Annotated in this window: 27 protein-coding genes; 16 read left to right on the plus strand and 11 right to left on the minus strand. The window is 40.3% G+C overall.

Going from position 1 to position 23,697, the window contains the following annotated elements; all coding sequences use genetic code 11:
- The first annotated feature begins 95 nt into the window (after window positions 1–95).
- From N8L33_RS02390 to N8L33_RS02400, 3 genes are read left to right on the plus strand one after another with little or no spacing between them, the layout of a single operon-like run.
- Window positions 96–461 carry a GntR family transcriptional regulator gene (locus N8L33_RS02390; protein ID WP_000119149.1) on the plus strand — a complete coding sequence of 122 codons (366 nt, stop codon included), beginning with the start codon at window positions 96–98 and terminating at the stop codon, window positions 459–461.
- Window positions 462–465: 4 nt separating this feature from the next.
- Window positions 466–1,161, plus strand: a complete 696-nt coding sequence (locus tag N8L33_RS02395) for an ABC transporter ATP-binding protein (RefSeq protein WP_261058287.1) — start codon at window positions 466–468, stop codon at window positions 1,159–1,161.
- 15 nt (window positions 1,162–1,176) lie between these two features.
- Entirely contained in the window at window positions 1,177–1,944 is a 768-nt protein-coding gene (locus N8L33_RS02400; RefSeq protein ID WP_261058288.1) for a hypothetical protein, read from the plus strand.
- 105 nt (window positions 1,945–2,049) lie between these two features.
- On the opposite strand, the gene N8L33_RS02405 is transcribed toward N8L33_RS02400, so the two are convergent.
- Window positions 2,050–2,904: a helix-turn-helix domain-containing protein gene (locus tag N8L33_RS02405; protein WP_261058289.1), complete on the minus strand. Its 855-nt coding sequence runs from the start codon at window positions 2,902–2,904 to the stop codon at window positions 2,050–2,052.
- A gap of 224 nt (window positions 2,905–3,128) precedes the next feature.
- On the opposite strand from N8L33_RS02405, the gene N8L33_RS02410 reads away from it, so the two are divergent.
- From N8L33_RS02410 to gggC, 5 genes are all read left to right on the plus strand, one after another.
- A complete protein-coding gene (locus N8L33_RS02410) occupies window positions 3,129–4,241 on the plus strand; it encodes a caspase family protein (protein WP_261058335.1) in 1,113 nt (370 codons plus the stop codon).
- Between the two features lie 12 nt (window positions 4,242–4,253).
- Window positions 4,254–5,402, plus strand: coding sequence for an N-acetylmuramoyl-L-alanine amidase family protein (locus N8L33_RS02415; RefSeq protein WP_261058290.1), 1,149 nt, complete (start codon window positions 4,254–4,256; stop codon window positions 5,400–5,402).
- A 501-nt stretch (window positions 5,403–5,903) separates the two neighbouring features.
- Entirely contained in the window at window positions 5,904–7,016 is a 1,113-nt protein-coding gene (locus tag N8L33_RS02420; RefSeq protein WP_261058336.1) for a caspase family protein, read from the plus strand.
- A gap of 12 nt (window positions 7,017–7,028) precedes the next feature.
- Window positions 7,029–8,111: an N-acetylmuramoyl-L-alanine amidase family protein gene (locus N8L33_RS02425; protein ID WP_023943805.1), complete on the plus strand. Its 1,083-nt coding sequence runs from the start codon at window positions 7,029–7,031 to the stop codon at window positions 8,109–8,111.
- A gap of 274 nt (window positions 8,112–8,385) precedes the next feature.
- Window positions 8,386–9,933, plus strand: a complete 1,548-nt coding sequence (gggC, locus tag N8L33_RS02430) for a streptosactin export ABC transporter GggC (RefSeq protein ID WP_023943807.1) — start codon at window positions 8,386–8,388, stop codon at window positions 9,931–9,933.
- Between the two features lie 51 nt (window positions 9,934–9,984).
- Here gggC and N8L33_RS02435 read toward each other — a convergent pair whose 3' ends face one another.
- Window positions 9,985–10,680 (minus strand): LrgB family protein, encoded by a 696-nt coding sequence (locus N8L33_RS02435; RefSeq protein WP_001288952.1) that lies wholly within the window; start codon window positions 10,678–10,680, stop codon window positions 9,985–9,987.
- The gene (locus N8L33_RS02440; RefSeq protein WP_000781322.1) at window positions 10,677–11,051 is read right to left on the minus strand and encodes a CidA/LrgA family protein; all 375 of its coding nucleotides are present in this window, start codon (window positions 11,049–11,051) and stop codon (window positions 10,677–10,679) included. The genes N8L33_RS02435 and N8L33_RS02440 overlap by 4 nt, the downstream gene beginning before the upstream one ends.
- A 282-nt stretch (window positions 11,052–11,333) precedes the next feature.
- Here N8L33_RS02440 and N8L33_RS02445 point away from each other — a divergent pair, with 282 nt between their 5' ends.
- From N8L33_RS02445 to queF, 7 genes are all read left to right on the plus strand, one after another.
- Window positions 11,334–11,714, plus strand: coding sequence for a MarR family winged helix-turn-helix transcriptional regulator (locus N8L33_RS02445; protein ID WP_261058292.1), 381 nt, complete (start codon window positions 11,334–11,336; stop codon window positions 11,712–11,714).
- Between the two features lie 99 nt (window positions 11,715–11,813).
- The gene (locus tag N8L33_RS02450) at window positions 11,814–12,035 is read left to right on the plus strand and encodes a DUF4649 family protein (protein ID WP_000570255.1); all 222 of its coding nucleotides are present in this window, start codon (window positions 11,814–11,816) and stop codon (window positions 12,033–12,035) included.
- Window positions 12,036–12,050: 15 nt separating this feature from the next.
- Complete coding sequence (gene trxA, locus N8L33_RS02455; RefSeq protein ID WP_001029581.1) at window positions 12,051–12,365, plus strand: thioredoxin; 315 nt, start codon at window positions 12,051–12,053, stop codon at window positions 12,363–12,365.
- A gap of 201 nt (window positions 12,366–12,566) precedes the next feature.
- Entirely contained in the window at window positions 12,567–13,220 is a 654-nt protein-coding gene (gene queC / locus N8L33_RS02460) for a 7-cyano-7-deazaguanine synthase QueC (protein ID WP_261058294.1), read from the plus strand.
- Window positions 13,220–13,663 (plus strand): 6-carboxytetrahydropterin synthase QueD, encoded by a 444-nt coding sequence (gene queD / locus N8L33_RS02465; protein ID WP_000464573.1) that lies wholly within the window; start codon window positions 13,220–13,222, stop codon window positions 13,661–13,663. The genes queC and queD overlap by 1 nt, the downstream gene beginning before the upstream one ends.
- Window positions 13,656–14,372, plus strand: coding sequence for a 7-carboxy-7-deazaguanine synthase QueE (queE, locus tag N8L33_RS02470; RefSeq protein ID WP_261058295.1), 717 nt, complete (start codon window positions 13,656–13,658; stop codon window positions 14,370–14,372). The genes queD and queE overlap by 8 nt, the downstream gene beginning before the upstream one ends.
- Window positions 14,373–14,390: 18 nt before the next feature.
- Window positions 14,391–14,882, plus strand: coding sequence for a preQ(1) synthase (queF, locus tag N8L33_RS02475; RefSeq protein ID WP_261058297.1), 492 nt, complete (start codon window positions 14,391–14,393; stop codon window positions 14,880–14,882).
- A 214-nt stretch (window positions 14,883–15,096) separates the two neighbouring features.
- Here queF and N8L33_RS02480 read toward each other — a convergent pair whose 3' ends face one another.
- Window positions 15,097–15,765, minus strand: coding sequence for an MIP/aquaporin family protein (locus tag N8L33_RS02480; RefSeq protein WP_261058298.1), 669 nt, complete (start codon window positions 15,763–15,765; stop codon window positions 15,097–15,099).
- 255 nt (window positions 15,766–16,020) lie between these two features.
- On the opposite strand from N8L33_RS02480, the gene N8L33_RS02485 reads away from it, so the two are divergent.
- Window positions 16,021–16,785, plus strand: coding sequence for a (S)-acetoin forming diacetyl reductase (locus tag N8L33_RS02485; protein WP_000048147.1), 765 nt, complete (start codon window positions 16,021–16,023; stop codon window positions 16,783–16,785).
- Between the two features lie 107 nt (window positions 16,786–16,892).
- Here N8L33_RS02485 and N8L33_RS02490 read toward each other — a convergent pair whose 3' ends face one another.
- The 7 genes from N8L33_RS02490 to N8L33_RS02520 form a co-directional block, all read right to left on the minus strand.
- A complete protein-coding gene (locus N8L33_RS02490) occupies window positions 16,893–17,684 on the minus strand; it encodes a DUF2785 domain-containing protein (protein ID WP_261058300.1) in 792 nt (263 codons plus the stop codon).
- Window positions 17,685–17,745: 61 nt separating this feature from the next.
- On the minus strand, window positions 17,746–18,528 hold the full coding sequence (locus tag N8L33_RS02495; RefSeq protein ID WP_261058301.1) for a deoxyribonuclease: 783 nt from the start codon (window positions 18,526–18,528) through the stop codon (window positions 17,746–17,748).
- A gap of 28 nt (window positions 18,529–18,556) precedes the next feature.
- Window positions 18,557–20,353 carry an oligoendopeptidase F gene (gene pepF, locus N8L33_RS02500; protein WP_261058302.1) on the minus strand — a complete coding sequence of 599 codons (1,797 nt, stop codon included), beginning with the start codon at window positions 20,351–20,353 and terminating at the stop codon, window positions 18,557–18,559.
- A 10-nt stretch (window positions 20,354–20,363) separates the two neighbouring features.
- Window positions 20,364–21,107: a 16S rRNA (uracil(1498)-N(3))-methyltransferase gene (locus tag N8L33_RS02505; RefSeq protein WP_261058305.1), complete on the minus strand. Its 744-nt coding sequence runs from the start codon at window positions 21,105–21,107 to the stop codon at window positions 20,364–20,366.
- Window position 21,108: 1 nt separating this feature from the next.
- On the minus strand, window positions 21,109–22,059 hold the full coding sequence (prmA, locus tag N8L33_RS02510) for a 50S ribosomal protein L11 methyltransferase (protein ID WP_261058337.1): 951 nt from the start codon (window positions 22,057–22,059) through the stop codon (window positions 21,109–21,111).
- 136 nt (window positions 22,060–22,195) lie between these two features.
- Window positions 22,196–22,624: an NUDIX hydrolase gene (locus N8L33_RS02515; RefSeq protein WP_261058306.1), complete on the minus strand. Its 429-nt coding sequence runs from the start codon at window positions 22,622–22,624 to the stop codon at window positions 22,196–22,198.
- Window position 22,625: 1 nt separating this feature from the next.
- Window positions 22,626–23,693: a M50 family metallopeptidase gene (locus tag N8L33_RS02520; protein WP_261058310.1), complete on the minus strand. Its 1,068-nt coding sequence runs from the start codon at window positions 23,691–23,693 to the stop codon at window positions 22,626–22,628.
- Between the last annotated feature and the right edge of the window lie 4 nt (window positions 23,694–23,697).

A 23,697-nucleotide genomic window follows, 5' to 3' on the forward strand; every position in this document is an offset into this window, starting at 1 on the left:
GCGATTCCCAAAACAATTCTTCTTTTTGCTTGACAAGTTTTTTGTTTTATTGTATTATTTAATTAAGACAAAAGGATAAAAGAAAGGAGACCAAGATGTCCTGGACATTTGACAACAAAAAACCCATCTATTTACAGATTATGGAGAAAATCAAGCTTCAGATTGTTTCCCATACGCTGGAACCCAATCAACAACTTCCAACTGTGAGAGAGCTGGCGAGCGAGGCTGGTGTCAATCCCAACACCATCCAAAGAGCCTTGTCAGACCTCGAACGAGAAGGATTTGTTTACAGCAAGCGAACAACTGGACGATTTGTGACTGAGGATAAAGAACTGATCGCCCAATCGCGCAAACAATTATCAGAAGAAGAATTGGAACACTTCGTTTCCTCCATGACCCATTTCGGCTATGAAAAAGAAGAACTACCAGGCGTAGTCGGTGATTATATTAAAGGAGTTTAAGCCTATGTCATTACTAGCATTTGAAAATGTATCCAAATCTTATGGAGCAACACCAGCCCTTGAAAATGTTTCTCTTGACATTCCAGCTGGAAAAATTGTTGGTCTCCTTGGCCCAAACGGCTCAGGAAAAACAACCCTGATTAAACTAATCAATGGCCTCTTACAACCAGATCAAGGACGCGTCCTTATCAACGATATGGACCCAAGCCCAGCAACCAAGGCTATCGTAGCTTATTTGCCGGATACAACCTATCTCAATGAACAAATGAAGGTCAAAGAAGCCCTAACCTACTTCAAGACCTTCTATAAAGATTTCAATCTTGAACGCGCCCATCATCTACTTGAAGACCTCGGCATTGATGAAAATAGTCGTCTCAAGAAATTATCAAAAGGGAATAAGGAAAAGGTACAACTGATTTTGGTTATGAGCCGTGATGCCCGCCTCTACGTTCTAGACGAACCCATTGGTGGAGTGGACCCAGCAGCCCGTGAGTATATCCTCAATACCATTATCAACAACTACTCCCCAACTTCTACCGTTTTGATTTCTACCCACTTGATTTCTGATATTGAGCCAATCTTGGATGAAATTGTCTTTCTCAAAGACGGTAAAGTCGTCCGTCAAGGCAATGTAGATGATATTCGCTATGAGTCTGGTGAATCCATTGACCAGCTCTTCCGTCAGGAATTTAAGGCCTAAGCAAAGGAGATTATTATGTTTTGGAATTTAGTTCGCTACGAATTTAAAAATGTTAACAAGTGGTATTTAGCCCTCTACGCTGCTGTTCTAGTCCTTTCCGTCCCCATAGGAATGCAAGGACACTACTATTCTTATGTATCTTTCAAAGATAGCCAACCTTTCCTATTTATCTTTCTGGCTCTCGTCTTTGGTGGCTTGATAATTACACTGGGGATTTCAACTCTTTTCTTAATCATTAAACGCTTCAAAGGTAGTGTCTATGACCGACAAGGCTATCTGACTTTGACCTTGCCAGTTTCTGAGCACTATATCATCACTGCTAAATTAGTCGGAGCCTTCATCTGGTCTATCCTTAGCTCGGCTGTACTGGCTCTAAGTGCTTTTCTTATTGTGACTATAACGGTTCCAGAATGGATATCAAATTCTGAGTTGATTCCACTTGTAGGAACATACCTTCCTCAACTCTCTCTTATGGGGGCAGCCTTCCTGCTTAGTACAATCTCAGGAATCCTCTGCATTTACTTGGCCATTTCTATTGGACAACTGTTCAATGAATACCGTACAGCACTCGCTATTGTAGCCTACATTGGAATCCTAGTCGTCATTGGATTTATTGAAGTCTTCTTCAATACCAGTACTAACTTCTATGTCAATTCACTTGCAGGATTTAATGACAATTTCTATATGGGAGCAAGCATAGGCATTATTGAAGAACTCATTTTCATAGCTATCTTTTACCTCGGAACCTACTATATTTTGAGAAACAAAGTTAATTTGCAATAGTTTTAAAATCAAAAAGGATAACATCTCATCGCAGAGAGGCTATCCTTTTTTCTTTGATCTCATTTTCTGTCTAACTTTATCTTACAGACGAATCCTTCTAACCAATTAAATGACAAGATCTGATTTAAAGGTCTTGTTTAATTTCTCTATTGTGACACTATCATTATATTCCTTACATATTTTCATAGCTTTGGAACATTCTTTTTTACCTAACTCTACTTGATTCGTTTTTATGAGATAAATACCTTTTAAAAAAAGCAAATAAGTCTTTTCAAAATAATATCCTTGTCTGGTCAGTAAATTTTCTAAATCATCTATAAAAAATTGAGCGCTATCTAACAAATTATTTTTTAATAATAATTCTAAATTAAATAAATATAAAGGAATTACTCTATGCGTTCCCATATCTGTTTTTAAAAAATGTCGTGTTTTCTTGATTACCGCTCTATATAGTAAGCTTATGGTTTTAGTGTTCATAAAAAACACCGAATTATAGAAAATTTTCAGTTCATACTCCATCCAATTATCTACAGAAAGCAAATACTTGATTAGCTCATTACATTTAGAAGTATTGTAAGGAAGGTTTGCAAGGCGATTAATCTGTTGTTCAGCAATCAATTTTATGTGACAATTGCATAAACTTTTTTCCTGCTTTTGTTTTAGTTCTATTTTCTTTATTAGTTCTTGTAACAAAATGATATCTGAAGAGTTTACAGCATGTTCTAATTCTTCAAAAAAACATTCTTTTTTAGAATAATAGCAATGAACTAATTCTTCAAATTCCGAAAATGATATCCCCAGGCGATTTAACAACATGTAAAAATGATCAATAGATAATTTTGTAATCCCATTTTCGAAACGAGAAATAGTTGACTCACTAATCTTATCACAAGCCAAATCTTTAAGACGAAAATTTTTTGAAATACGGATATCCTTTAAAACTGCTCCAAAATTTTCCATAGTATTCCTCTTCCATTTCTGCAAAAAATTAAACCTGTTTTTTTATTTGTGATATGATTATGATTATACAAAAATAAAACAGAAAGGACAATATGATTATGAAAAAAATTTTATTGTCATCAGTTGCTTTACTGAGCCTAGTGACAACACTAGCAGTAAATAAACCAGTTTCTGCTCAAGAATCTATTTCTCCCTAAGCTTATAGCCACTCTAATGGCAGTTGGATTCAATCGAATGGCCGTTGGTGGTATAAACATTCTGACGGTTCTTACACTAAAAACGAGTGGGAAAAGATTAATGAAACCTGGTACTATTTTGATAGTGAAGGTTGGATGAAAACAGGTTGGTTCAATGAGTATGGAAATTGGTATTATCTAGATGATAGTGGTGCTATGAAAACAGGATGGTGTTTGATTTCTGGTAGTTGGTATTATTTAAATACTAGCGGTGTCATGCAAACTGGCCTACAGACTATCGAAGGGAAACAATATTATTTAGCTGATAGCGGTGCTATGCAGACAGGTTGGCACAATATTGGAGATGATACCTATTTCTTTGCCACTAGTGGAGCAAGACAAACGATTAATCGCCGTGCTTTAGTTCTTGGTGAAACATCAACGAGAGCAGTACCTATCGAAGATATTAATGCTATGGAGAAGGTTTTCAGTAACCAAAACTTTAGTAAAGTTGTTCGTTTCCCAGATAAAACTAAGTCCGAGATTATTGCAAAAATGCAAGAGCTTTTCAAATCTTCTAGCGAAAGCGATGTGAACTACCTTTACCTTACTTGTCATGGTGGAGAAGATGGGACGATAGCCATTGGTAGCGATAAAACATCATTTTCAGGTTGGGAATTAGCATCCATACTGAAACAATACAAAGGTAAGTTTGTTGTTATGCTGGATTGTTGCTATTCAGGAACGATTATAGATGTAGATAAGCCAAACAAAAAGGTTGCCTCCAAGTCTGAAAAAAGATTTGATGATCAAGCATTTTTGGCAGGATTTTCAACAGGAGATATAGCAAGCAAGAATGGCGAAATGCTTGATTCTAAATTCCTCGTACTATGTGCCTCTTGTATGGGTGAAGAATCGTATAGTGCGGTCGGAGTAGGTAGTCTTGCCACTAGATACTGGGCAATGGGTACAGGTTGGGATCCACTTCAAAATAGAATGATTTCGCCTATGGCAGACACCAATACTAACGGAAAAATTACTTTAGAGGAACTGTATCAATACTCTTATCCTCTAGTCCTTGAAGCTGCATCACAAATTCACGAAGAGCAACATGTATCAGTTTATCCAAAAAACAGTCAATTTGTTTTATTCAAAAAATAAGGAGTTCATAAAATGAAAATATCACAAAAAATCACACTATTTAGTTTGTCATTGGCAGGGTTGGCTATGTTTATTCTTCCTCAATCTGCCAAAGCTTTTGAGCTACAAGAGGTATGGCGTATTAAGGGTGGTGTTCAATATCAAGATGGTAAAATTCTTCGATTTAACAATGGCCATGACATAGATATCAAAGCCTTGGATTTGCCAAAAACTGAGAAAATCGAGTGGAAAGTTACTTTAGATGGTCAAGACCAGACTGTCAATTTCCTAGCTCAAGAAGTGGATAGATCCAATATCGGTGAAGAAGGACGTTACCTGAATTTCTATGTTCCATATGGCTATAGAGGAGATATCAAGGTAGAGGCCAAGAGCGGAAATGAGGTGAAGACCTGGTCCACTAAAGTGGTTGATGATGTATATCATGACGGTGGAAAGAGAGGCTACTACCATATTAAAGAATCTAATGATCAATACACCTACCTTGATACCAAATGGGACTATCAAACCAAGACTTATACTGCCACCTTACCAGAGACTGTCAATGGTCAAAAAGTTTTTGCTTGGGCAGAGGAGTCTGGTGGTATGAAACTTGTAAAACCAGGAGTTATCAGTCATTCCTACAAGGGGGGAGGAGCCTTCAGAACACTTTATCCGATTGTAAAAGCAGAAAGCTGGCTAAATCGAAAAAATAGTGACGATGAAACCTGGTACTATCAAAAACAAGGTCAATTAGTTCAAAATTCTTGGGTTAAGGACAATGGAAGCTGGTACTTTATGAATGATAAAGGTGTCATGTTCAATCAAACTTGGCTCTATCAAGGTGGCAACTGGTATGCCTTTAAACCATCAGGAGCCATGATTGCTAGTGATTGGCTATATGATAATAACTCTTGGTACTACCTAAAAGACTCAGGTGCTATGGCAACAGGCTGGCTCAAAGATAGTGGCTCTTGGTATTACCTAAACAATTCAGGTACTATGGTAACAGGCTGGGTAAAAGATAGTGACTCTTGGTATTACCTAAGCAATTCAGGTGCTATGGCGACTGGTTGGGTAAAAGATGGCGGTCAGTGGTACTATCTTGCTTCAACTGGTAAGATGCTTCACAACACCTATACACCTGATGGTTACTATGTAGATGCCAGTGGCGCTTGGAAATAAGCTAAAGTATACATTTTATTCCATCAGCTATTAGTGCACCTGCTCAGACTAAATGTTATCAGAACTACAAGAAAAATCTATTTAATAATACAAAAAGCGAATCGAAACAACAAATTCTGTTTTGTTCGCTTTTTGTATTCTATTCGAGAAATTATGGAAAAGAACCTCTCCTACTTATTAGACTTTTATTCAGTCAAAAACATAAGAAAGGCACAGAGATGCAAGACAATTATACTACAAAAGGCAAGCACTTTAAAACTGCTCCAAAATTTTCCATAGTATTCCTCTTCCATTTCTGCAAAAAATTAAACCTGTTTTTTTATTTGTGATATGATTATGATTATACAAAAATAAAACAGAAAGGACAATATGATTATGAAAAAAATTTTATTGTCATCAGTTGCTTTACTGAGCCTAGTGACAACACTAGCAGTAAATAAACCAGTTTCTGCTCAAGAATCTATTTCTCCCTAAGCTTATAGCCACTCTAATGGCAGTTGGATTCAATCGAATGGCCGTTGGTGGTATAAACATTCTGACGGTTCTTACACTAAAAACGAGTGGGAAAAGATTAATGAAACCTGGTACTATTTTGATAGTGAAGGTTGGATGAAAACAGGTTGGTTCAATGAGTATGGAAATTGGTATTATCTAGATGATAGTGGTGCTATGAAAACAGGCTGGTGTTTGATTTCTGGTAGTTGGTACTATTTAAATACTAGCGGTGTCATGCAAACTGGCCTACAGACTATCGAAGGAAAACAATATTATTTAGCTGATAGCGGTGCTATGCAGACAGGTTGGCACAATATTGGAGATGATACTTATTTCTTTGCTACTAGTGGAGCAAGACAAACGATTAATCGCCGTGCTTTAGTTCTTGGTGAAACATCAACGATAGAAGTACCTATCGAAGACGTTAATGCTATGGAAAGGGTTTTTAGCAACCAAAACTTTAGTAAAGTTGTTCGTTTCCCAGATAAAACAAAAGCTGAGATTATTGCAAAAATGGAAGAGCTTTTCAAATCTTCTAGCGAAAGCGATGTGAACTATCTTTACCTTACTTGTCATGGAGGAAGAGACGGAAGAATCTATCTTGGTAGCGATGGTCAGACATTTTCAGGCTGGGAATTAGCATCTATACTGAAACAATATAAAGGTAAGTTTGTGGTTATGCTGGATTGTTGCTATTCAGGAAAAATTATAGATGTAGGTAAATCAGATGAAAAGGCCGTCTCCAATTCTGAAGAAAGATTTGATGAACAAGCATTTTTGGCAGGATTTTCAACAGGAGATCCAGCAAGTAAGAATGGTGAAATGCTTGATTCTAAATTCCTCGTACTATGTGCCTCTTGGAAAGGTGAAAAATCGTATAGTGCAGTCGGAGTAGGTAGTCTTGCCACCAGATACTGGGCAATGGGTACAGGTTGGGATTCACTTCAAAATAGAATGATTTCGCCTATGGCAGACACCAATACTAACGGAAAAATCACTTTAGAGGAACTGTATCAATACTCTTATCCTCTAGTCCTTGAAGCTGCATCAAGCAGTAATAAGGAGCAACATGTATCAGTTTATCCAGAAAACAGTCAATTTGTTTTATTCCAAAAATAAGGGGTTAAGAAAATGAAAGTATCAAAAAAAATCACATTATTTGGTTTATCTCTAGCAGGTTTAGCTTTACTAGCTTTCCCTCATTCAGGAAAGGCCTTCGAATTGAAAGAAGAATGGGTTGTCAAGGGTGGTATTAAGTATCAAGATGGCAAAATTCTTCAATTTGACAATGGCAATGAAGTAGATATCAAAGTATTGGATTTGCCAAAAACTGAGAAAATCGAGTGGACGGTTAGTCTCAATGGTCAAGATCAAACTGTCAATTTCCTAGGTCAAGAAAAGGACAAGTCTATGATGGGTGTAGAGGGGCGTTACCTGAATTTCTACGTTCCTTATGGCTATAGAGGGGATATCAAGGTAGAAGCCAAGAGTGGAAATGAAGTAAAGACCTGGTCCACTAAAGTAGTAGATGATGTATATAATGACGGTGGAAAGAGTGGTTACTTCCGTATTGACGAATCAAATGATCAACACACCTACCTTGATGCAAAATGGGACTATCAAACTAAGACCTACACTGCTACCTTACCAGAGACTGTCAATGGTCAAAAAGTCTTTGCTTGGGCAGACGACTATGAAGAATTGAAACTTCAAAAACCAGGAGTTATCAGTCATTCCTACAGGGGGGCAGGAGCCTTCAAAATACTTTATCCGATTCTAAAAGCAGAAAGTTGGCTAAAAAAGAATTACAGTGAAAGCTGGTACTATCAAAAACAAGGGCAATTAGTTAAAAATGCTTGGGTTAAGGACAAGGGAACTTGGTACTTTATGAATGATAAAGGAGTCATGTTCAATCAAACTTGGCTCTATCAAGGTGGCAACTGGTATGCCTTTAAATCATCAGGAGCTATGATTGCTAGTGACTGGCTATATGATAATCACTCTTGGTATTACCTAAAAGACTCAGGTTCTATGGCGACAGGTTGGATCAAAGATAGTGGATCTTGGTATTATCTAAACAACTCAGGTTCTATGGCAACAGGCTGGGTAAAAGATAGTGGATCTTGGTACTACCTCGCTTCATCAGGTAAGATGCTTCACAATACCTACACACCAGATGGCTACTATGTAGATGCCAGTGGCGCTTGGAAATAATCTAATGTACACATTTTATTCCATCAGCTATTAGTGTACCTGCTCAGACTAAATGTTATCAGAGCTACAAGAAAAATCTAGATGATAATACAAAAAGCGAATCGAAACAACAAATTCTGTTTTGTTCGCTTTTTATTTAATCTGTTACATTTTGACATTGTCATTTAATTGTATATCCACCAAAAATTATATTTTTATATGAAGTATTTGAGATAAAGGAGTATAATGACTTTAAAACTAATTACATGTATATCGATAAGGAGGTCAACTCTTTATGCTGAGAAGATTTGTTACTAAGAAACACCTCATACTTTACTTCTTTTCTATTGCCGTTACCTGGCTGGAAGCGATTATCACACCAGCCCTTGTTCAGAACATTGTTGCTAGTTTTACCAATCAAGAACTAGGCCTTCTTTGGAAAGTTTTGATTTTGGGAATCCTTGGAAACCTCATTCTATTACTAGGCTTAGCTGGGAAACGCTATTACTACGCCCGTTTGATTACTGACTTTAAATATGGAATCAAGAGTGCTATTTTCAAGCGATTTTTAAGCAGTTATGAGATTGATGAAAAGGATATTTTGTCTGACCTAGAAAACGACGTCAAGCAACTAGAAGAAAGCTATATCGAGCCAACCGTCATCATCATTTCTTCTCTTGGTTTCACCACTGTGTCCATTCTCTATGCCTTGTGGACCAATTTTTACTTAGGCTTGATTTTCATCCTCTTCTACTCCTTTCCTGTACTCTGCAGTGCTATCGGATCAAAGCGCTTGGATTCACTTTCTGAAAAGCGGTCAACTGTTAACCAGAGCTACTTATCAAGCTTGACAAATTTTATTGGTGGCAGCCAACAAATTCGCCATTATCAGGGACAAGATTTCTTTTTTGCTCGCTACCAAAAGCAATTACAAACCAGTCTGGATGCCGAAATCAACTATGAAAAACAACGAACTTTAAACAGTCTTTTTATCAATAGCATCGATGCCTTTTGTTCTGTCACACCAATCGTCATCGGTGGCTTTATGACCTACTATAATTATTTAGATGCGGCGAGTTTTGTGGCCATCTATCTGGTTTCCCATAATATCGGCTATCAATTCCAAGAGTTGGCTTACTTTACCAACACCCGAAAAGCGACTCGAACTCTTCTCAACAAATACCAAAAACTTTTGGACCAGTCTGACTCCAACTCGCCTAGAAGCATAGAAAACATTTTCCCTATCCAGCTTGATACCATCTCCCTTGAAAAAGATGGAAATAGCCTTCTGTCTCCGATTTCCATGCACATCAAGCAAGGAGAAAAAATTGCCATTATCGGGGAAAGTGGCTCTGGTAAGACAACCCTGCTCAATATCATTCATGGAGAAGAGACACCGACAAGTGGACAGATTAGCTTTGCTGGGCAAAACCTGTCACGTAAAGAAATCACAAGTATTAGTTCCTATATTCTCCAAGATAGCCATTACTTTGACACGCTATCTCTGGAAGACAATATCCTTCTAGGACTGGATAAAAATCCAGAGACTTTAAATCATATCCTCAAAAAAACAGGTTTAGAACATTTGAAAAATCGAACGCTCAGCAATGACAGTCTATCTGGTGGCGAGAAACAACGCCTAGAAATCGCTCGCGCCCTCTACCATGATAGCCAACTCATCTTAGCAGATGAGATTAAGGCCAATCTTGACTCGGAAAATAGCAGAAAAATTAGCGACTTACTCTTCTCCCTACCTCAAACAGTCATTGAAGTCATTCACCACTACACTGAAGAAGACTTAAAACACTATGACCAAGTCATTCACTTAAGCAAAGAAAAGTAATAGTCTATAACATACGATTTTAAAAAGCAAGGAACTCGAATTCCTTGCTTTTTAACTCAATATCAAACTGGCTACGATAGGGCTAACAAAAACATAGAGAATACCGGTAACACCGATAGCCAAACCACCCATAGCTCCTGCTACAGAACCGTATCGAAAGGCTGTACCTGTTCCAACTGCGTGGCCTGTTCCTCCAAGGGAAAGACCAACAGCTACTGGGTCGTCAATTTTCAACCACTTCAAGAGGGTTGGGCCGATGACACTGGTTAAAATCCCAGTCGCCACTACAACCACCAAGGTCACAGTCGTCAAACCTTGCAATTTTTCTGTAATCCCAACTGCCATGGCGGTTGTCACTGACTTGGGAAAGAGAGAAATAGCTAGGAAAAAGTCCATTCCAAAAATCTTAGCTACAAGAGCTGTGAAAGAGGTATTAACAACTACTGCTAACAGACTACCAAAGAGAATACTCCGAGCATGGTGCTTCATCAAGTGAAAACTCTTATAAAGCGGAATCCCTAGAGCCACGGTCGATGGGACAATTAAGTTGTTCAGATAAACCCCACCTTGGTAGTAATCTTGGTAAGAAATACCCGTCACCTTTAGAAAGATGATAATGAAAACAGCTGACAAAAGCAAGGGCGTTGTCAATGGATGAGGAAAACGTCTGTAAATCAGCATTCCCACCAGGTAAGCTAGGATAGACAGGGCAAGCCCAAATAGGGGATTGGAAACAAATTCACTCATTTGGCATCTCCTTTCTCATAATCTCCCTCAAATCGTCTCTTGATAAACTGAACAACCAAGGCAATGAGGATAATATTGATGACAGCCGCAAAAAAGATAATCAAAACAATGGGCAAAAGATAGGGAGCAATCACATCAAACTTTTCCATGATTCCCACTGCTGGCGGCAAAAAGAGAATGGTCATATTGGCCAGCAAGAAATTCCCAACCATGTTGACATGCCTGGTTCTCAGCCACTTGAATTGTAGGGCTAGAAAAAGAATAATCAAACCGATAATACTGCCTGGGATGGGCAAATGAAAGAAACTGGAAATCCCCTCTCCGATTAGAGAAATCACAAAGAGAATCATTAATTGAACATATAATTTCATCCTAAACTCCACGAAATAGACTTCTTGCTTACCAGTTTACTCTTTTTTCAGAAAATTTCAAGGAAATACACAAGAGATAATGAAAATCAGAGAGGAAAGGGGATACAAACAATTCTTGACTTGGTAAAACAGGCATGATTTAGGATAAGAGATGTCAGTGTTCTTCTTGCCAGCTTTCTTGAAAAGTAGTATAATTATTGCATGCGCAATCATCTTGTGATGCAGAAACTGTCCGTGAATGGACTTTCTTCTATGTATGACTCTAAAAAGAAAGGAGATACTATGACCTATTTGGAAAAATGGTTTGACTTCAATCGTCGGCAGAAAGAAATTGAAGGTCTCTTGGAAGAGACCATTGCCCTGCAGAGTGAACAAAGTCTGACCTTGAAAGAGTTCTACCTCCTCTACTATCTGGACTTGGCTCAAGAAAAATCTCTACGACAGATTGACCTGCCAGATAAACTTCATCTGAGCCCGAGCGCTGTTTCTCGGATGGTGGCTCGCTTGGAAGCCAAAAATTGTGGTCTACTTAGTCGCAGGTGTTGTGATCAAGATAGACGCTCTAGTTTTATCTGCCTGACAGGTGATGGGCAAAAGACACTGGCCTCTCTACAGAAAGCTGTCGAAGAAAGCTTGGAAACTGGTTTGGATTTCTTGATTTAAGATGATTTTAGAAAAAAGTTGCGTGCGCAATCATTTTTCTTGACATTCTCTTTTACAAGGAGTAAAATAAAGTCATCATTAAACAAAGGAGTTTTAAACATGATTGAAATTACCTATCTAGATGCCAGCAAGAACGAAAGAACTGTAACTTTCGAATCTTATGAAGATTTTGATCGTTCACAACAAGCTTGCCTTATCGGCGTCGCAGACTACTACCCCGTCCAAAAATTAACTTACAACGGTCATGATTTGGACTACCATGGGACTTATGGAGATATCTTCTTCTATCTCAAGAAACAAGATTTAAGCCAATATAACTAAAAAAGGAGAAATACAATGGCAAAAGCAATTACAGATGCAACATTCGAACAAGAAACTAAAGACGGTTTGGTCTTGGTAGACTTCTGGGCAACTTGGTGTGGTCCATGTCGTATGCAAGGTCCAATCTTGGATAAATTGTCTGAAGAACTTTCAGAAGATGTTTTGAAAATCGTTAAAATGGACGTTGATGAAAATCCAAACACAGCTCGTGCTTTTGGAATCATGTCTATCCCAACTCTTCTCTTCAAAAAAGACGGCCAAGTAGTGAAACAAGTTGCAGGTGTTCACACAGCAGAACAAATCAAGGCCATCGTTGCTGAATTGAGCTAATCATACTAGAGACCAAGTACTTGCTTTGGTCTCTTTTTTCTTGCCCTTTGCCATTTTTCAAAAAATATGCTAGACTGTAAGTTGAATATTACGATGTTTGGGACATGCCATCGCTAAAAAAAACCTCTACTTGGTATTTTTTAGCTCCCTCAAGGGAGCTTTTTGCGTGCTCTGAACATTTCCCATTTTGGAAGGAGTACTATGAAACGTCAATCAGCATTGGTCGTCTTTAGTGGCGGTCAAGATTCTACAACCTGCCTCTTTTGGGCTAAAGAACACTATGAAACGGTCGAAGCCGTTACCTTTGCCTACGGTCAACGCCATCACCTCGAAATTCAAGTCGCTAGAGAAATCGCCAAGGAACAGGGGATTCCTCATCATATCCTAGATATGTCTCTGCTGGGGCAAATCACTGAAAATGCCCTGACCTCTGATATGGAGATTGAGCAAAAAGAGGGGGAGGTTCCCAATACCTTCGTTGACGGTCGCAACCACCTCTTTCTGTCTTTTGCGGCAGTTCTTGCTAAGCAACGAGGCATTAAAGATATCGTGACAGGTGTCTGCGAGACAGACTTCTCAGGCTACCCCGATTGTCGAGATATCTTTGTCAAATCCCTTAATGTTACCCTCAACCTTGCCATGGATTACGACTTTGTGATCCAAACACCTCTCATGTGGCTAGACAAGGCTGAAACTTGGGAATTAGCCGACCAACTCGGTGCCTTTGACTACGTTCGTGAAAAGACCTTGACCTGCTACAACGGTATTATCGGAAGTGGCTGCGGAAATTGCCCAGCCTGCCATCTACGTCAGCATGGTCTAGATGTTTATCTCTCACAGAAAGGAGAGGACTAATGTTTTTTGCACCCAAAGAAATCAAACAGGAAACCGGGGAGTCTCTTGTCTACAATCCACACAGAACCTTGGTATCAAAAGAGTTTACCTTCGATGCTGCCCACCACCTCTTTCACTATGAGGGAAAATGCAAATCCCTTCATGGTCACACCTATCATCTGCAGATTGCTGTCAGTGGATTTTTAGATGAACGTGGCATGACCTACGATTTCGGAGACATCAAAGCAATCTACAAGAACTACTTAGAACCCCACTTGGATCATCGCTATCTCAATGAAACTCTTCCCTATATGAACACGACTGCTGAAAATATGGTTTACTGGATTTTCCAAACCATGAACCAAGAGTTGCCTGACGAACGTGGTCTCCGTTTGGAATATGTTCGCCTCTATGAAACTCCGACTGCCTTTGCAGAGTTTAGACGGGAGTGGTTAGATGACTAGGGAACGTGTCCTCAAACTACCAGTTCTAGAAATTTTTGGCCCAACCTTTCAAGGCGAAGGTCGTGCAATCGGGCAGAAAACCATGTTTGTCCGCACTGCTGGTTGCGACTACCACTGCGACTGGTGCGATTCTGCCTTTACTTGGGATGGTTCTGAAAAACCAACTCGCATGACAGCTGACGAGGTCATTGCTGAGTTGGATAAATTAGGGAGCTACGACTATGTAACCCTATCTGGGGGAAATCCTGCTATCCTAGCAGCCAACATGGCTGAGCTAGTCACCAAACTCAAGGAACGTGGTGTCACTCTGGCTGTTGAAACTCAAGGCTCTCGCTGGCAAAATTGGTTGAAAGACATCGACCAGGTCACTCTGAGTCCCAAACCTCCTTCATCCAAGATGGAAGTCAACTTTGAGACCCTGGACTTTATCGTTTCCCAACTGGATCCAGATAAGGTTACCTTTAAAATCCCTGTCTTTGATGATGCAGATTTGGCCTTTGCCAAAGGAATTCAAGAACGCTACCAACCAGATGTTCTCTTCTTATCGGCAGGAAATCCTGAGCCCAAGGCTACGGGTAATATTGTCCAAGACCAACTGGACCGCCTCAAAGAACTCTGGGAACGAGTCGCTACTGACGATAGCTGGGGCAATGTCCGCGTCCTTCCTCAACTGCATACCCTCCTCTACGATAACCAACGTGGTGTTTAAGATTAGAAAGAAAAAATCATGTCACAACAAGAAGAAATGAAAAACCTAAGCCTACTAGGCAACAAAGAAACCAACTACATTTTCGAATATCAACCAGAAGTCCTCGAATCCTTTGACAATCGTCATGTGGAAAATGACTATTTCATCAAATTCAACTGTCCTGAATTTACCTCGCTTTGTCCTATTACGTCTCAACCAGACTTTGCGACGATTTATATTTCCTACATTCCTGACAAGCTCTGTGTCGAATCAAAATCCCTCAAACTCTACCTCTTTAGCTACCGAAACCACGGAGATTTTCACGAAAACTGTATCAACACCATCGGGAAAGACTTGGTCAACTTGCTAGACCCTCGCTATTTAGAAGTCTGGGGAAAATTCACTCCGCGCGGTGGCATTTCAATTGACCCCTACTACAACTACGGTAAGCCTGGAACCAAGTATGAAGGTTTGGCAGAACAACGCCTCTTCCAACACGACCTTTATCCAGAGAAAATTGACAACCGTTAAACTCATACTCTTTGAAAATCTCTTCAAACCACGTCAGCTTCACCTTGCCGTATGTATGGTTACTGACTTCGTCAGTTTCATCTACAACCTCAAAGCAGTGCTTTGAGCAACCTGCGGCTAGCTTCCTTGTTTGCTCTTTGATTTTCATTGAGTATAAACAGATACGAAAAAGCCCTGTTCCTCAAAATGAGGAGCAAGGCTTTTTGAGTTTCAATTATTCTTCAGTTCCAAGAAAGTTTTTTGCAACGAGGGCTGCAAGAACACCACCAAGGATTGGGGCAAGGATGAAAATCCATACTTGTTGAAGGGCTGCGCCACCTACCAAGACAGCTGGTGCCAAGCTACGAGCTGGGTTTACTGAAAGTCCAGTAATGTTCAATCCAACAAGAATCATCGCCATCAATGACAATCCAATTACCAAACCAGCAAACGCGCCATTTCCCTTGCTTTCTGATGTCACGGTCATGATAACCAAGACAAACAAGAAGGTTGCAATGACTTCAAACAAGAAACCACCAAAGACAGTGACACCGTTTGCCAAGGCATTTTCACCAAGGCTAGCAGTTGACATACCAGAGTTAGCCAAGAGGAAGAAGACAGCGCCAGAAGCAATAAAAGCTCCAACTACTTGTCCAAGGATGTAGTTTACAAGCTCTGAAGATGACAAACGTTTGTTTACAAACATAGCAATCGAAACAGCTGGGTTCAAGTGAGCACCTGAAATAGTTCCGATTGAGTAAGCTGCAACTACGATTGCCAGACCAAAGGCAAAGGCAATTCCAAGGTGACCAAGGCCATCAAGACCATTTCCAAAAACAACAGCTCCTGTTCCGATGAACACAAGCATGAACGTACCGATTAACTCAGCGACAAATTTTTTCATTTTCTTTCTCCTTTTTTCAAAAACTAGATACTAGTCTATCAAAAGAGGGAAAGGGTTTCAAGAAAATTGTTTGGAAATTTTCAGGATAAAATTCTATAAAAACGGTAGTGTTTATTTGAAACATTTTTTCTAAAGGTATATACTATCAATATAGTTCAGATATGTTATTTATTCCCTAATTTGAACTAATCTTCACAACTTTGCTGTTCTTTTATGAACGTTTGAATGGTATCGTGGATACCAAGGAGGAATCATATGTCTAAAGTTGCTATTGTCACAGGTGCAGGTCAAGGAATCGGTTTTGCAATCGCAAAACGATTGGTTCAAGATGGCTTTAAGGTAGGAGTCTTAGACTACAATCCCGAAACAGCTGAAAAGGCTGTTGCCGAATTATCAGCTGAAAATGCCTTCGCTGTCGTGGCCGATGTTTCGAAACAGGCAGAAGTTGCACAAGCATTTCAAAAGGTTGTTGACCATTTTGGTGATTTGAATGTTGTCGTAAATAACGCTGGTGTTGCTCCCACTACTCCTCTTGATACAATTACTGAGGAACAATTTACACGCACTTTCGGTATCAACGTTGGTGGTGTCATTTGGGGTTCACAAGCTGCACAAGCGCAATTTAAAGCACTTGGCCACGGAGGTAAAATTATCAACGCAACCTCTCAAGCCGGTGTAGTGGGCAATCCAAACTTGACTGTTTATGGTGGTACAAAATTCGCTGTTCGTGGTATTACTCAAACATTGGCGCGTGATTTAGCAGACTCAGGCATCACTGTTAACGCCTACGCACCAGGTATTGTGAAAACACCAATGATGTACGACATCGCTCATGAAGTTGGTAAAAATGCAGGAAAAGATGACGAGTGGGGTATGCAGACATTTGCAAAAGATATTACTCTAAAACGTCTATCTGAACCAGAAGATGTGGCTGCTGCTGTCAGCTTCCTTGCAGGACCAGATTCAAACTACATTACAGGACAAACCATTATCGTTGATGGTGGTATGCAATTCCATTAAGATACACAAAAAGAGGTTGGAAAATGATTCAACCTCTTTTATTAGTCTTCATTATTAGTTAGGAGGATAAAATAGAAACTCTCTCAATAGGCAATATTAGCTTATCCCTAGTATTGAAAAGACTGGATAGCTTCTTTCAAGTCATCTTGTAAACTATTTCTCTGGTCAAGTTGGACATAAACTTCCAACAGACAGGATCTAAAGTTGGAAAATTTATAAAAATCTTCCCTTTCTTCTATCGGAAAGTCAACAGCTTTTATCCAAGAAGCTACTTGCTCTTGCTCCAACTTCCCTTGTAAAATAGGTTCATAGATTACTCTGGCTAAACGCCAATCCTCATCATCTGTAAAACGAATGGACATTCTTTTAAATAGTTGGCCAAGTATCTCAAATACTTCATGAACTCTGTTTTTAGGAAAGCCCGGATGACAAACCACCTCTGTCAGTAAATCGGATCCATGTGCAAAAGAGTGAATCCAACCATACTGACTTGAAAAACCCGTTGTATCCTTTTCTTTTGAAAGATAGTACAAACCTTGATGTAAAAGGACATTGCGAATTTCTGATTGTAATCCCTGATAAAAAATCGATTGCTGGTTGGCATCAGCAGACAAGAGATTTGCATAAATAAGCGCCCTAAAAGAACGTTCGAGTGTTGGCAGGCCTATCTTATCAATCTCTTTGTCTAGTCCTCCATCAGCTGAGACCACATCAGCAATGAAATGAAATTGTTCCTGTGTAAATAGCTCTTCCTGAATCCCTCTAGCAAAGCTTGTAAAAACAAGGTCATCGCGAATTTCTGGAGAAGGATCTCCCAAATGGTCAAGCAACCACTGGATTTCTTCCTGATGATAACTTGGTTTTTCTTCTGCTATTTTTCCTAGTAACTCTTGATACATGGGCAATACCTCTACATTTCTAGCAGCTGTTCAAAAAACCAGTCCAAGATAACTTTCTATCTTATTCTTTTTTAGATGGACGTTTTCCTGCAGCAATTGCATCAGCCTCTGTCATCTCGACAACGTTGGCTTTATTAGTTTTTGAAGGCATTCTATCCTTACTATACCAATAAACTTTCGCATTCCCATGGTTTGCAACATAGACAACTCTCTCTTGCTGTTGGGCTTTAGTCTCAGCTTCATGAGCAATTCTTTTCTCTTCTTCTTTTTGAGAAATTAATGACTCAACTGCACCTATCCTATCGAGCAATTCTGCCTTTTTATCGTTATTTTCAATTTGATTAACTGTTTCTTTAGCAGACTGCACTTGACTCGCATCTTGACTTTCTTCCAATTGTTTGACTAAGTTTTCACCTTTTTCTTGCAACTCATTTACAGCTTTTTCTTTGGCAATTCTCTCTTCTTCTGCTTTTTCTTTAGCTTTTTTCTCGTCTTCGATTCGTTTCGCCTCCTCTATGCTAGATGAAGTATCCGTCGTTGAAGATGTCGAAGTAGTAGATGTCATAGTCTGCTTAGTTTCTGACTGAGAAGATGGAGTTTTCTTTGTAACAGTTGGAGTTTGGAGAGCAATTGCAACAAAACTGACAATGAAAAGCCCTATCATTAAATTTCTTTTTCGAATATCTGGTGCTTTCTTTATAAAATACCAAATACCGACTCCACTCAATACAAGATAGAGAGTAGGTAGAGCAATCAATAAAATGATTCCCAACAAAACTAGACCAATTTTGATAAAATTCATTCTTTTGGGATCTTGCTCTAGCCATTCTTTGATTCTATTCATATTATTCTCCTAAAACTCTGTCCAATCTTTACTCTCCCAACTGAGCACTGTAGGCGATAATCTGGTCAACTGTGTCTGACAAGAACTGAATGGTATCACGAAGTGGTTTATCTGTTGAAATATCTGCTCCGATAATCATGGCTGACTCAAGCGGTGTCTTACTACCACCTGATTTGAGGAGATTGAGCCAATCTTCAGCTCCAGTTTCTGAATGTTTCAGATGAAGGTAACCAGCAGTCGAGATGACAAGTCCAGCAGAGTAAGTGTAACTATACAAGCCCATGTAGTAGTGAGCTTGGCGCATCCAAGTCAGAGCCGCATCGTCATCAATTTCAATGGCATCACCCCAGAAATCTGTCAAGACTTCCTTCATAATGCTGTTAAGCTTGCTTGCTCCAAAGGTCTCCCCTTCTTCAATCAATGTATAAACCTTACGCTGGAAGGCTGCTTCCAAAAGGTGGGTGATGAAATTATGGAAATAGGTATCTGTCAAACGGTGAGCAAGGGCGAAACGTTTTTGACGAGGGTCGTCAGATTGGTGCTCCAAGTAGTCACTGAGAAGCAATTCATTGAAGGTTGACGGCGCTTCGACATAGTAAGTAGACATGTGGGCGTTGAAGTAACTCTGGTGATTATCTGAAAAGATGAACTGACCAGAATGCCCGATTTCATGAATCAAGGTATAGACATCGCTCAAACGACCTGTCCAGCTCATGAGGACATAAGGGTGCACGCGATATGGATCCGCCGCATAACCGCCGGAATCCTTGCCACTGTTAGCAGCAAAGTCCACCCAGCGTTCTTCTTGATAGCGAGCAACTTCCTGACAATATTCTTGTCCCAAAGGCTCTACCGACTTCATGACCAAATCATAGGCATCGTCAATAGTCACTTCAGGATTAAGGGCGCTATCCAAGTCCAATTTCCAGTCTGCAAAAGTCATCTTTTCAAGACCATTCACCTTGGCAACATGCTTGAGGTATCTCTGGGCAACTGGTGCAAAATCCTTCATGATGAGGTCAATCTGACGGTCAAACATAGCACGATCCACTTCTTGATCAGCCAGAAGATAATCAAAGACAGAGTCGTAACCCTTCATATCTGCCAATAGTTTTTCTGCTTTAACTTGGGCTAAATAGGCTGCTGCAGCCGTATTTTGGTGCTTACGAAGTCCTTCTGAGAAGGAACGGAAGGATTTCTCACGAACTTCAGCATCCTCGTGGTTTTGGTAGAAATTCTCATAGGTCACAAAGCTGTTTTTGTAGGTTTTTCCATGGGCTTCAAAATCAGCCATTTCAAAATCCCCAGCTCGCATCTTAGTGTAAATGTCCTGTGGACTGTAGAAAACTTCGCCCAGATTGGTCAAAGCCTTCTCCACATCAGCCCCTAGATAGTGGGCTTTTTTGATTTTGGCCTGACGAATAGCTGCCGTCAAGTGAGGCAATTCACCCAAACGGTCCAAGACTTCCTCGTCTGCAGCCACCAAGGCATCATCAAAGAAAGTCAAAGCTACGCTGGCATCCGTTTCAAATTCCATCCCAGCTTGGGCAATATTAGCAAATTCTTCGTTGCTATAGTCTGTCGTCTGAGGCATAAAGCCATAGTTGCCAATATGGCTCATCTGAATGTAGATTTGCTCCAATTCCGCAAAAGCCTTCTCGAAATCTTCAAAAGTATGTAGATTGCCCTTGTAGTCACGACTAAATTGGTTAATATCTTCGCGGGCCTTTTCGATTGCACGCAAGAAATCCTCACGGTCTTGGTATAGGGCTGTTAAGTCCCAGAGTTCCTTTTCTGGAAATTCTGAACGGTGTTTTTGTTCCATTTTCTTCCTCTTATTTCTCTAATTCTAATAAAACACTAAGGGCTGATAAGGCGTAAAGTGGAGCTGTTTCCGCTCGCAAGATGCGAGGGCCAAGTCCTGCCAAGACGGCTCCTTTAGCTTCAAAACTCTCGATTTCTGCAGGTGAGAGACCACCTTCTGGTCCAAATATAAAGAGCAATTTGGCTCCTTTTGCAAGACCAGATACCGCTTGTAAGAGCGCAGCGGCTTCACCTTCTTTTGCCGATTCTTCATAGGCTACTACAATAGAGTCAAACTGGTCTAGTTGGGCTAGAAAGTCTGCCTTTTTCTCAAACAGCTTGATGCTTGGGACCAGATTACGCTTGCTTTGTTCTGCCGCTCCAAGGGCAATTTTTTCTAGTTTTTCAACTTTTTTACCCAATTTCTTGCCATCCCACTTGGCTACCGACCAATCGGCAGGGAAGGCCCAAATCTGGCTGGCGCCCAGTTCGGTTACTTTTTGAGTGATAAACTCCAGCTTGTCCCCCTTGGGAAATCCTGATGCTATGGTCACTTGGATTGGTAGTTCTACATTGTCAGTTAATTCTTGGACCAACTCAAACTGACGATTTTCCACATCCAGAACGCGCGCCAAGCGCTTGATGCCATCATCAAAGACCAAAGTAACCTCATCCTCTTCTTTCAGGCGCATAACCTGAAACATATGCTTGCTGGTTTCCTTGTCCTCGATGGTGACAGGAGAGATTGCACTACCTTTGACAAAATACTGCTGCATGCTAGCCTCCAATCACACCGGAAATATCCTTGGTCTTCTTAAAGACACAGGCATTCCATTCCCCTTGAACCATGTGAGTTTCAAGGAAAAATCCAGCTGACTCAGCCGACTCGCGCACCATGTCCCACTTGTCCTTGATAATCCCACTCATGATGAGGTAGCCTTCATCCTTGACCAAACGATAAGCATCCTCTGTCAGATGAATGAGAATATCCGCTAAGATATTAGCCACGATGACATCTGCCTCGATCTCAACACCCTTGAGCAAATCTCCAGCAGCCACATGGATGTTTTCCATGCCAGGGTTGAGCTCAATATTTTCCTGAGCGACACGAACTGCCACATCATCTAGGTCGTAGGCAAAGATTTCCTTGGCACCAAGAAGCGAGCTAGCGATAGAGAGGACACCTGAACCAGTCCCCACATCCAGCACCGTTTCGCCACCACGAAGAATCTGCTCCAAGGCAAAGAGGCTCATCTTGGTCGTTGGATGAGTACCCGTACCAAAGGCCATACCAGGATCCAGCTTGATAATCTTTTCTCCCGCAGTCGCCTCATAGTCTGTCCAAGACGGCACGATGGTCAAGTCATGGGTAATACGAGCTGGTTCATAGTATTTCTTCCAGTTATCAGCCCAGTCTTCCTCAGCCAAGGCAGTCGTGCCCATCTTGACCTCTCCCAGATCCATAAAGTCTGTCAATTCTGCCAGGCGAGCCTGCAAATCCGCCTCAACCACTGCCACATCAACCGTATCAGGATAGTAGGCTGTTACAACGATTTCTTCTTGCTGCTCGACCTCAGGGAAAATCTCACCGAAGCGGTCAACATTTCCCACATAGTCCATGCTGTCTTCAATCGCAACGCCTTGCGCTCCCAGCTCAATCAAGAGGTTGGAAATCAACTCCTCTCCCTCACGCTTCACTGTAACTTTTAACTCTTGCCATGTTTCCATCATTAAGATACCAAGCCCATAAAACACACAGCCAAATAGGAAATTCTCTGAAGACGCTTATGTCTAGGAGAAGTTTCTCTTTTTGGAACAGTGTTTAGGGCGAGTTCAGTTTAGAAATGTAACTGAACCATCCTTTCTAATCACTTACTTTTAAATAATCTTTTAATCTCTCTTGCAGTTGAGGTACAACTTGACTGAAACTAAGAAATTCCTCAACATTCATCAGCTGATAGCCCTGTCCTTCATCACCAAAGACAATACTCTCAAACTGTTCTTGACTTATCTGACCAACCATAAAGACAGAGTGCCGACCTTCATAGAGCATACTTGGATAAACCTTCGCCCAAATCAGACAATCCTCAGTCAAATGAATGCCTAGTTCTTCATAAACTTCACGCGCCGCGCACTCAAAAGGGTTTTCATTACCTTCGCGTCCACCACCGGGCAACTCCCACATATTGGGCCAGGGAATGCTTGCCTTATCATCGCGTAAGATAGTCAAGAGCCTATCCCCACAAAACAAAGCAATCTTGCAGCCTGTGAAATCAGAAATTTCTATTTCCATATTAGACTCCTTCGGTTAATTCCTTTTCCAGCTCGGCTAACCAGTTTTGATAATAGCTTTTCTCATCCCGTAACATCCGGCTGCTATTCATTTTCTGTCTAGCAATCTTCATAGCCTTGTGAGTTTGAACTACATCTTTCTTTACCTTAAATTGATACCAAGCTTGAATGATCTGCATATCTGCTGTTTTTATAGATAAAAAGGATTTGACCCCTCGAATACTTGCATATTCTTCCGCTTTCTTATTATCTCCTTCTATCAAAGCAATTTGAAGAAGGTATAATTGAGAAATAGTTTTAGACATTGAATTATCTGTTTTCTCTAGCACAGACTGAGACTGTTGCTTTGCAAGCTCTATATTATCATCCAATATGAATACCAATCCCTGAAGATTCTGAACACTTTCTGCAAAACTCCCTCTCACATCCTCATCAACAGACATGATAAAGTCTTTTAAATCATATTCTTGAGGAGCTAGCAAGGTCTGGGCAGAATGCCTCAACATCATGTAGGCGTATTTGGTATTTTCAGGGTGTTGTAGTAATTCCCAAATTTTTGCTCCATCGGTAATCCCAACTGGCAGAGCATTGAATAGAAGAAGAGATAAATTTAGACAAATCCAAGTGCCTGCAAAATACCAGTTTGTTGTCAAAAAACCAAAAAGTGTTGCCAATAATATCAAGCAAAGGTGAACTATCAAGCCTCCTGAAAGCATCAAGATGGTTCTTTGATCACTTTCATTCTCTTTTAAACCAATATACTGAGCACCAACATTTTTTATAACTGCTGTTCGACTAAGATGAAGCCTTCCTGACTTTTTGGTTAAAAGAAAGTTCCCTAATCCAAAAGCCACCAGCCGATAGCCTGTCAAGTAGCCACAAAAAGCATGTCCCAGCTCATGAAGAATAAGGATTAAGTACATGCTTAGAAGAGCGAAGGCATAACCAAAAGTAAAGACTAAAACTGCGGAATAGCCCAACTCTGCAAATGCGATGGTTCCACAAGAAAAAGCTAGCATCATCACAAGAACAGACACTGTCTGAATCAAATACGTCACAATTTTTTTCATAAAC

It is taken from the genome of Streptococcus mitis (genome assembly GCF_946188695.1).
Classification (GTDB): domain Bacteria; phylum Bacillota; class Bacilli; order Lactobacillales; family Streptococcaceae; genus Streptococcus; species Streptococcus mitis_DF.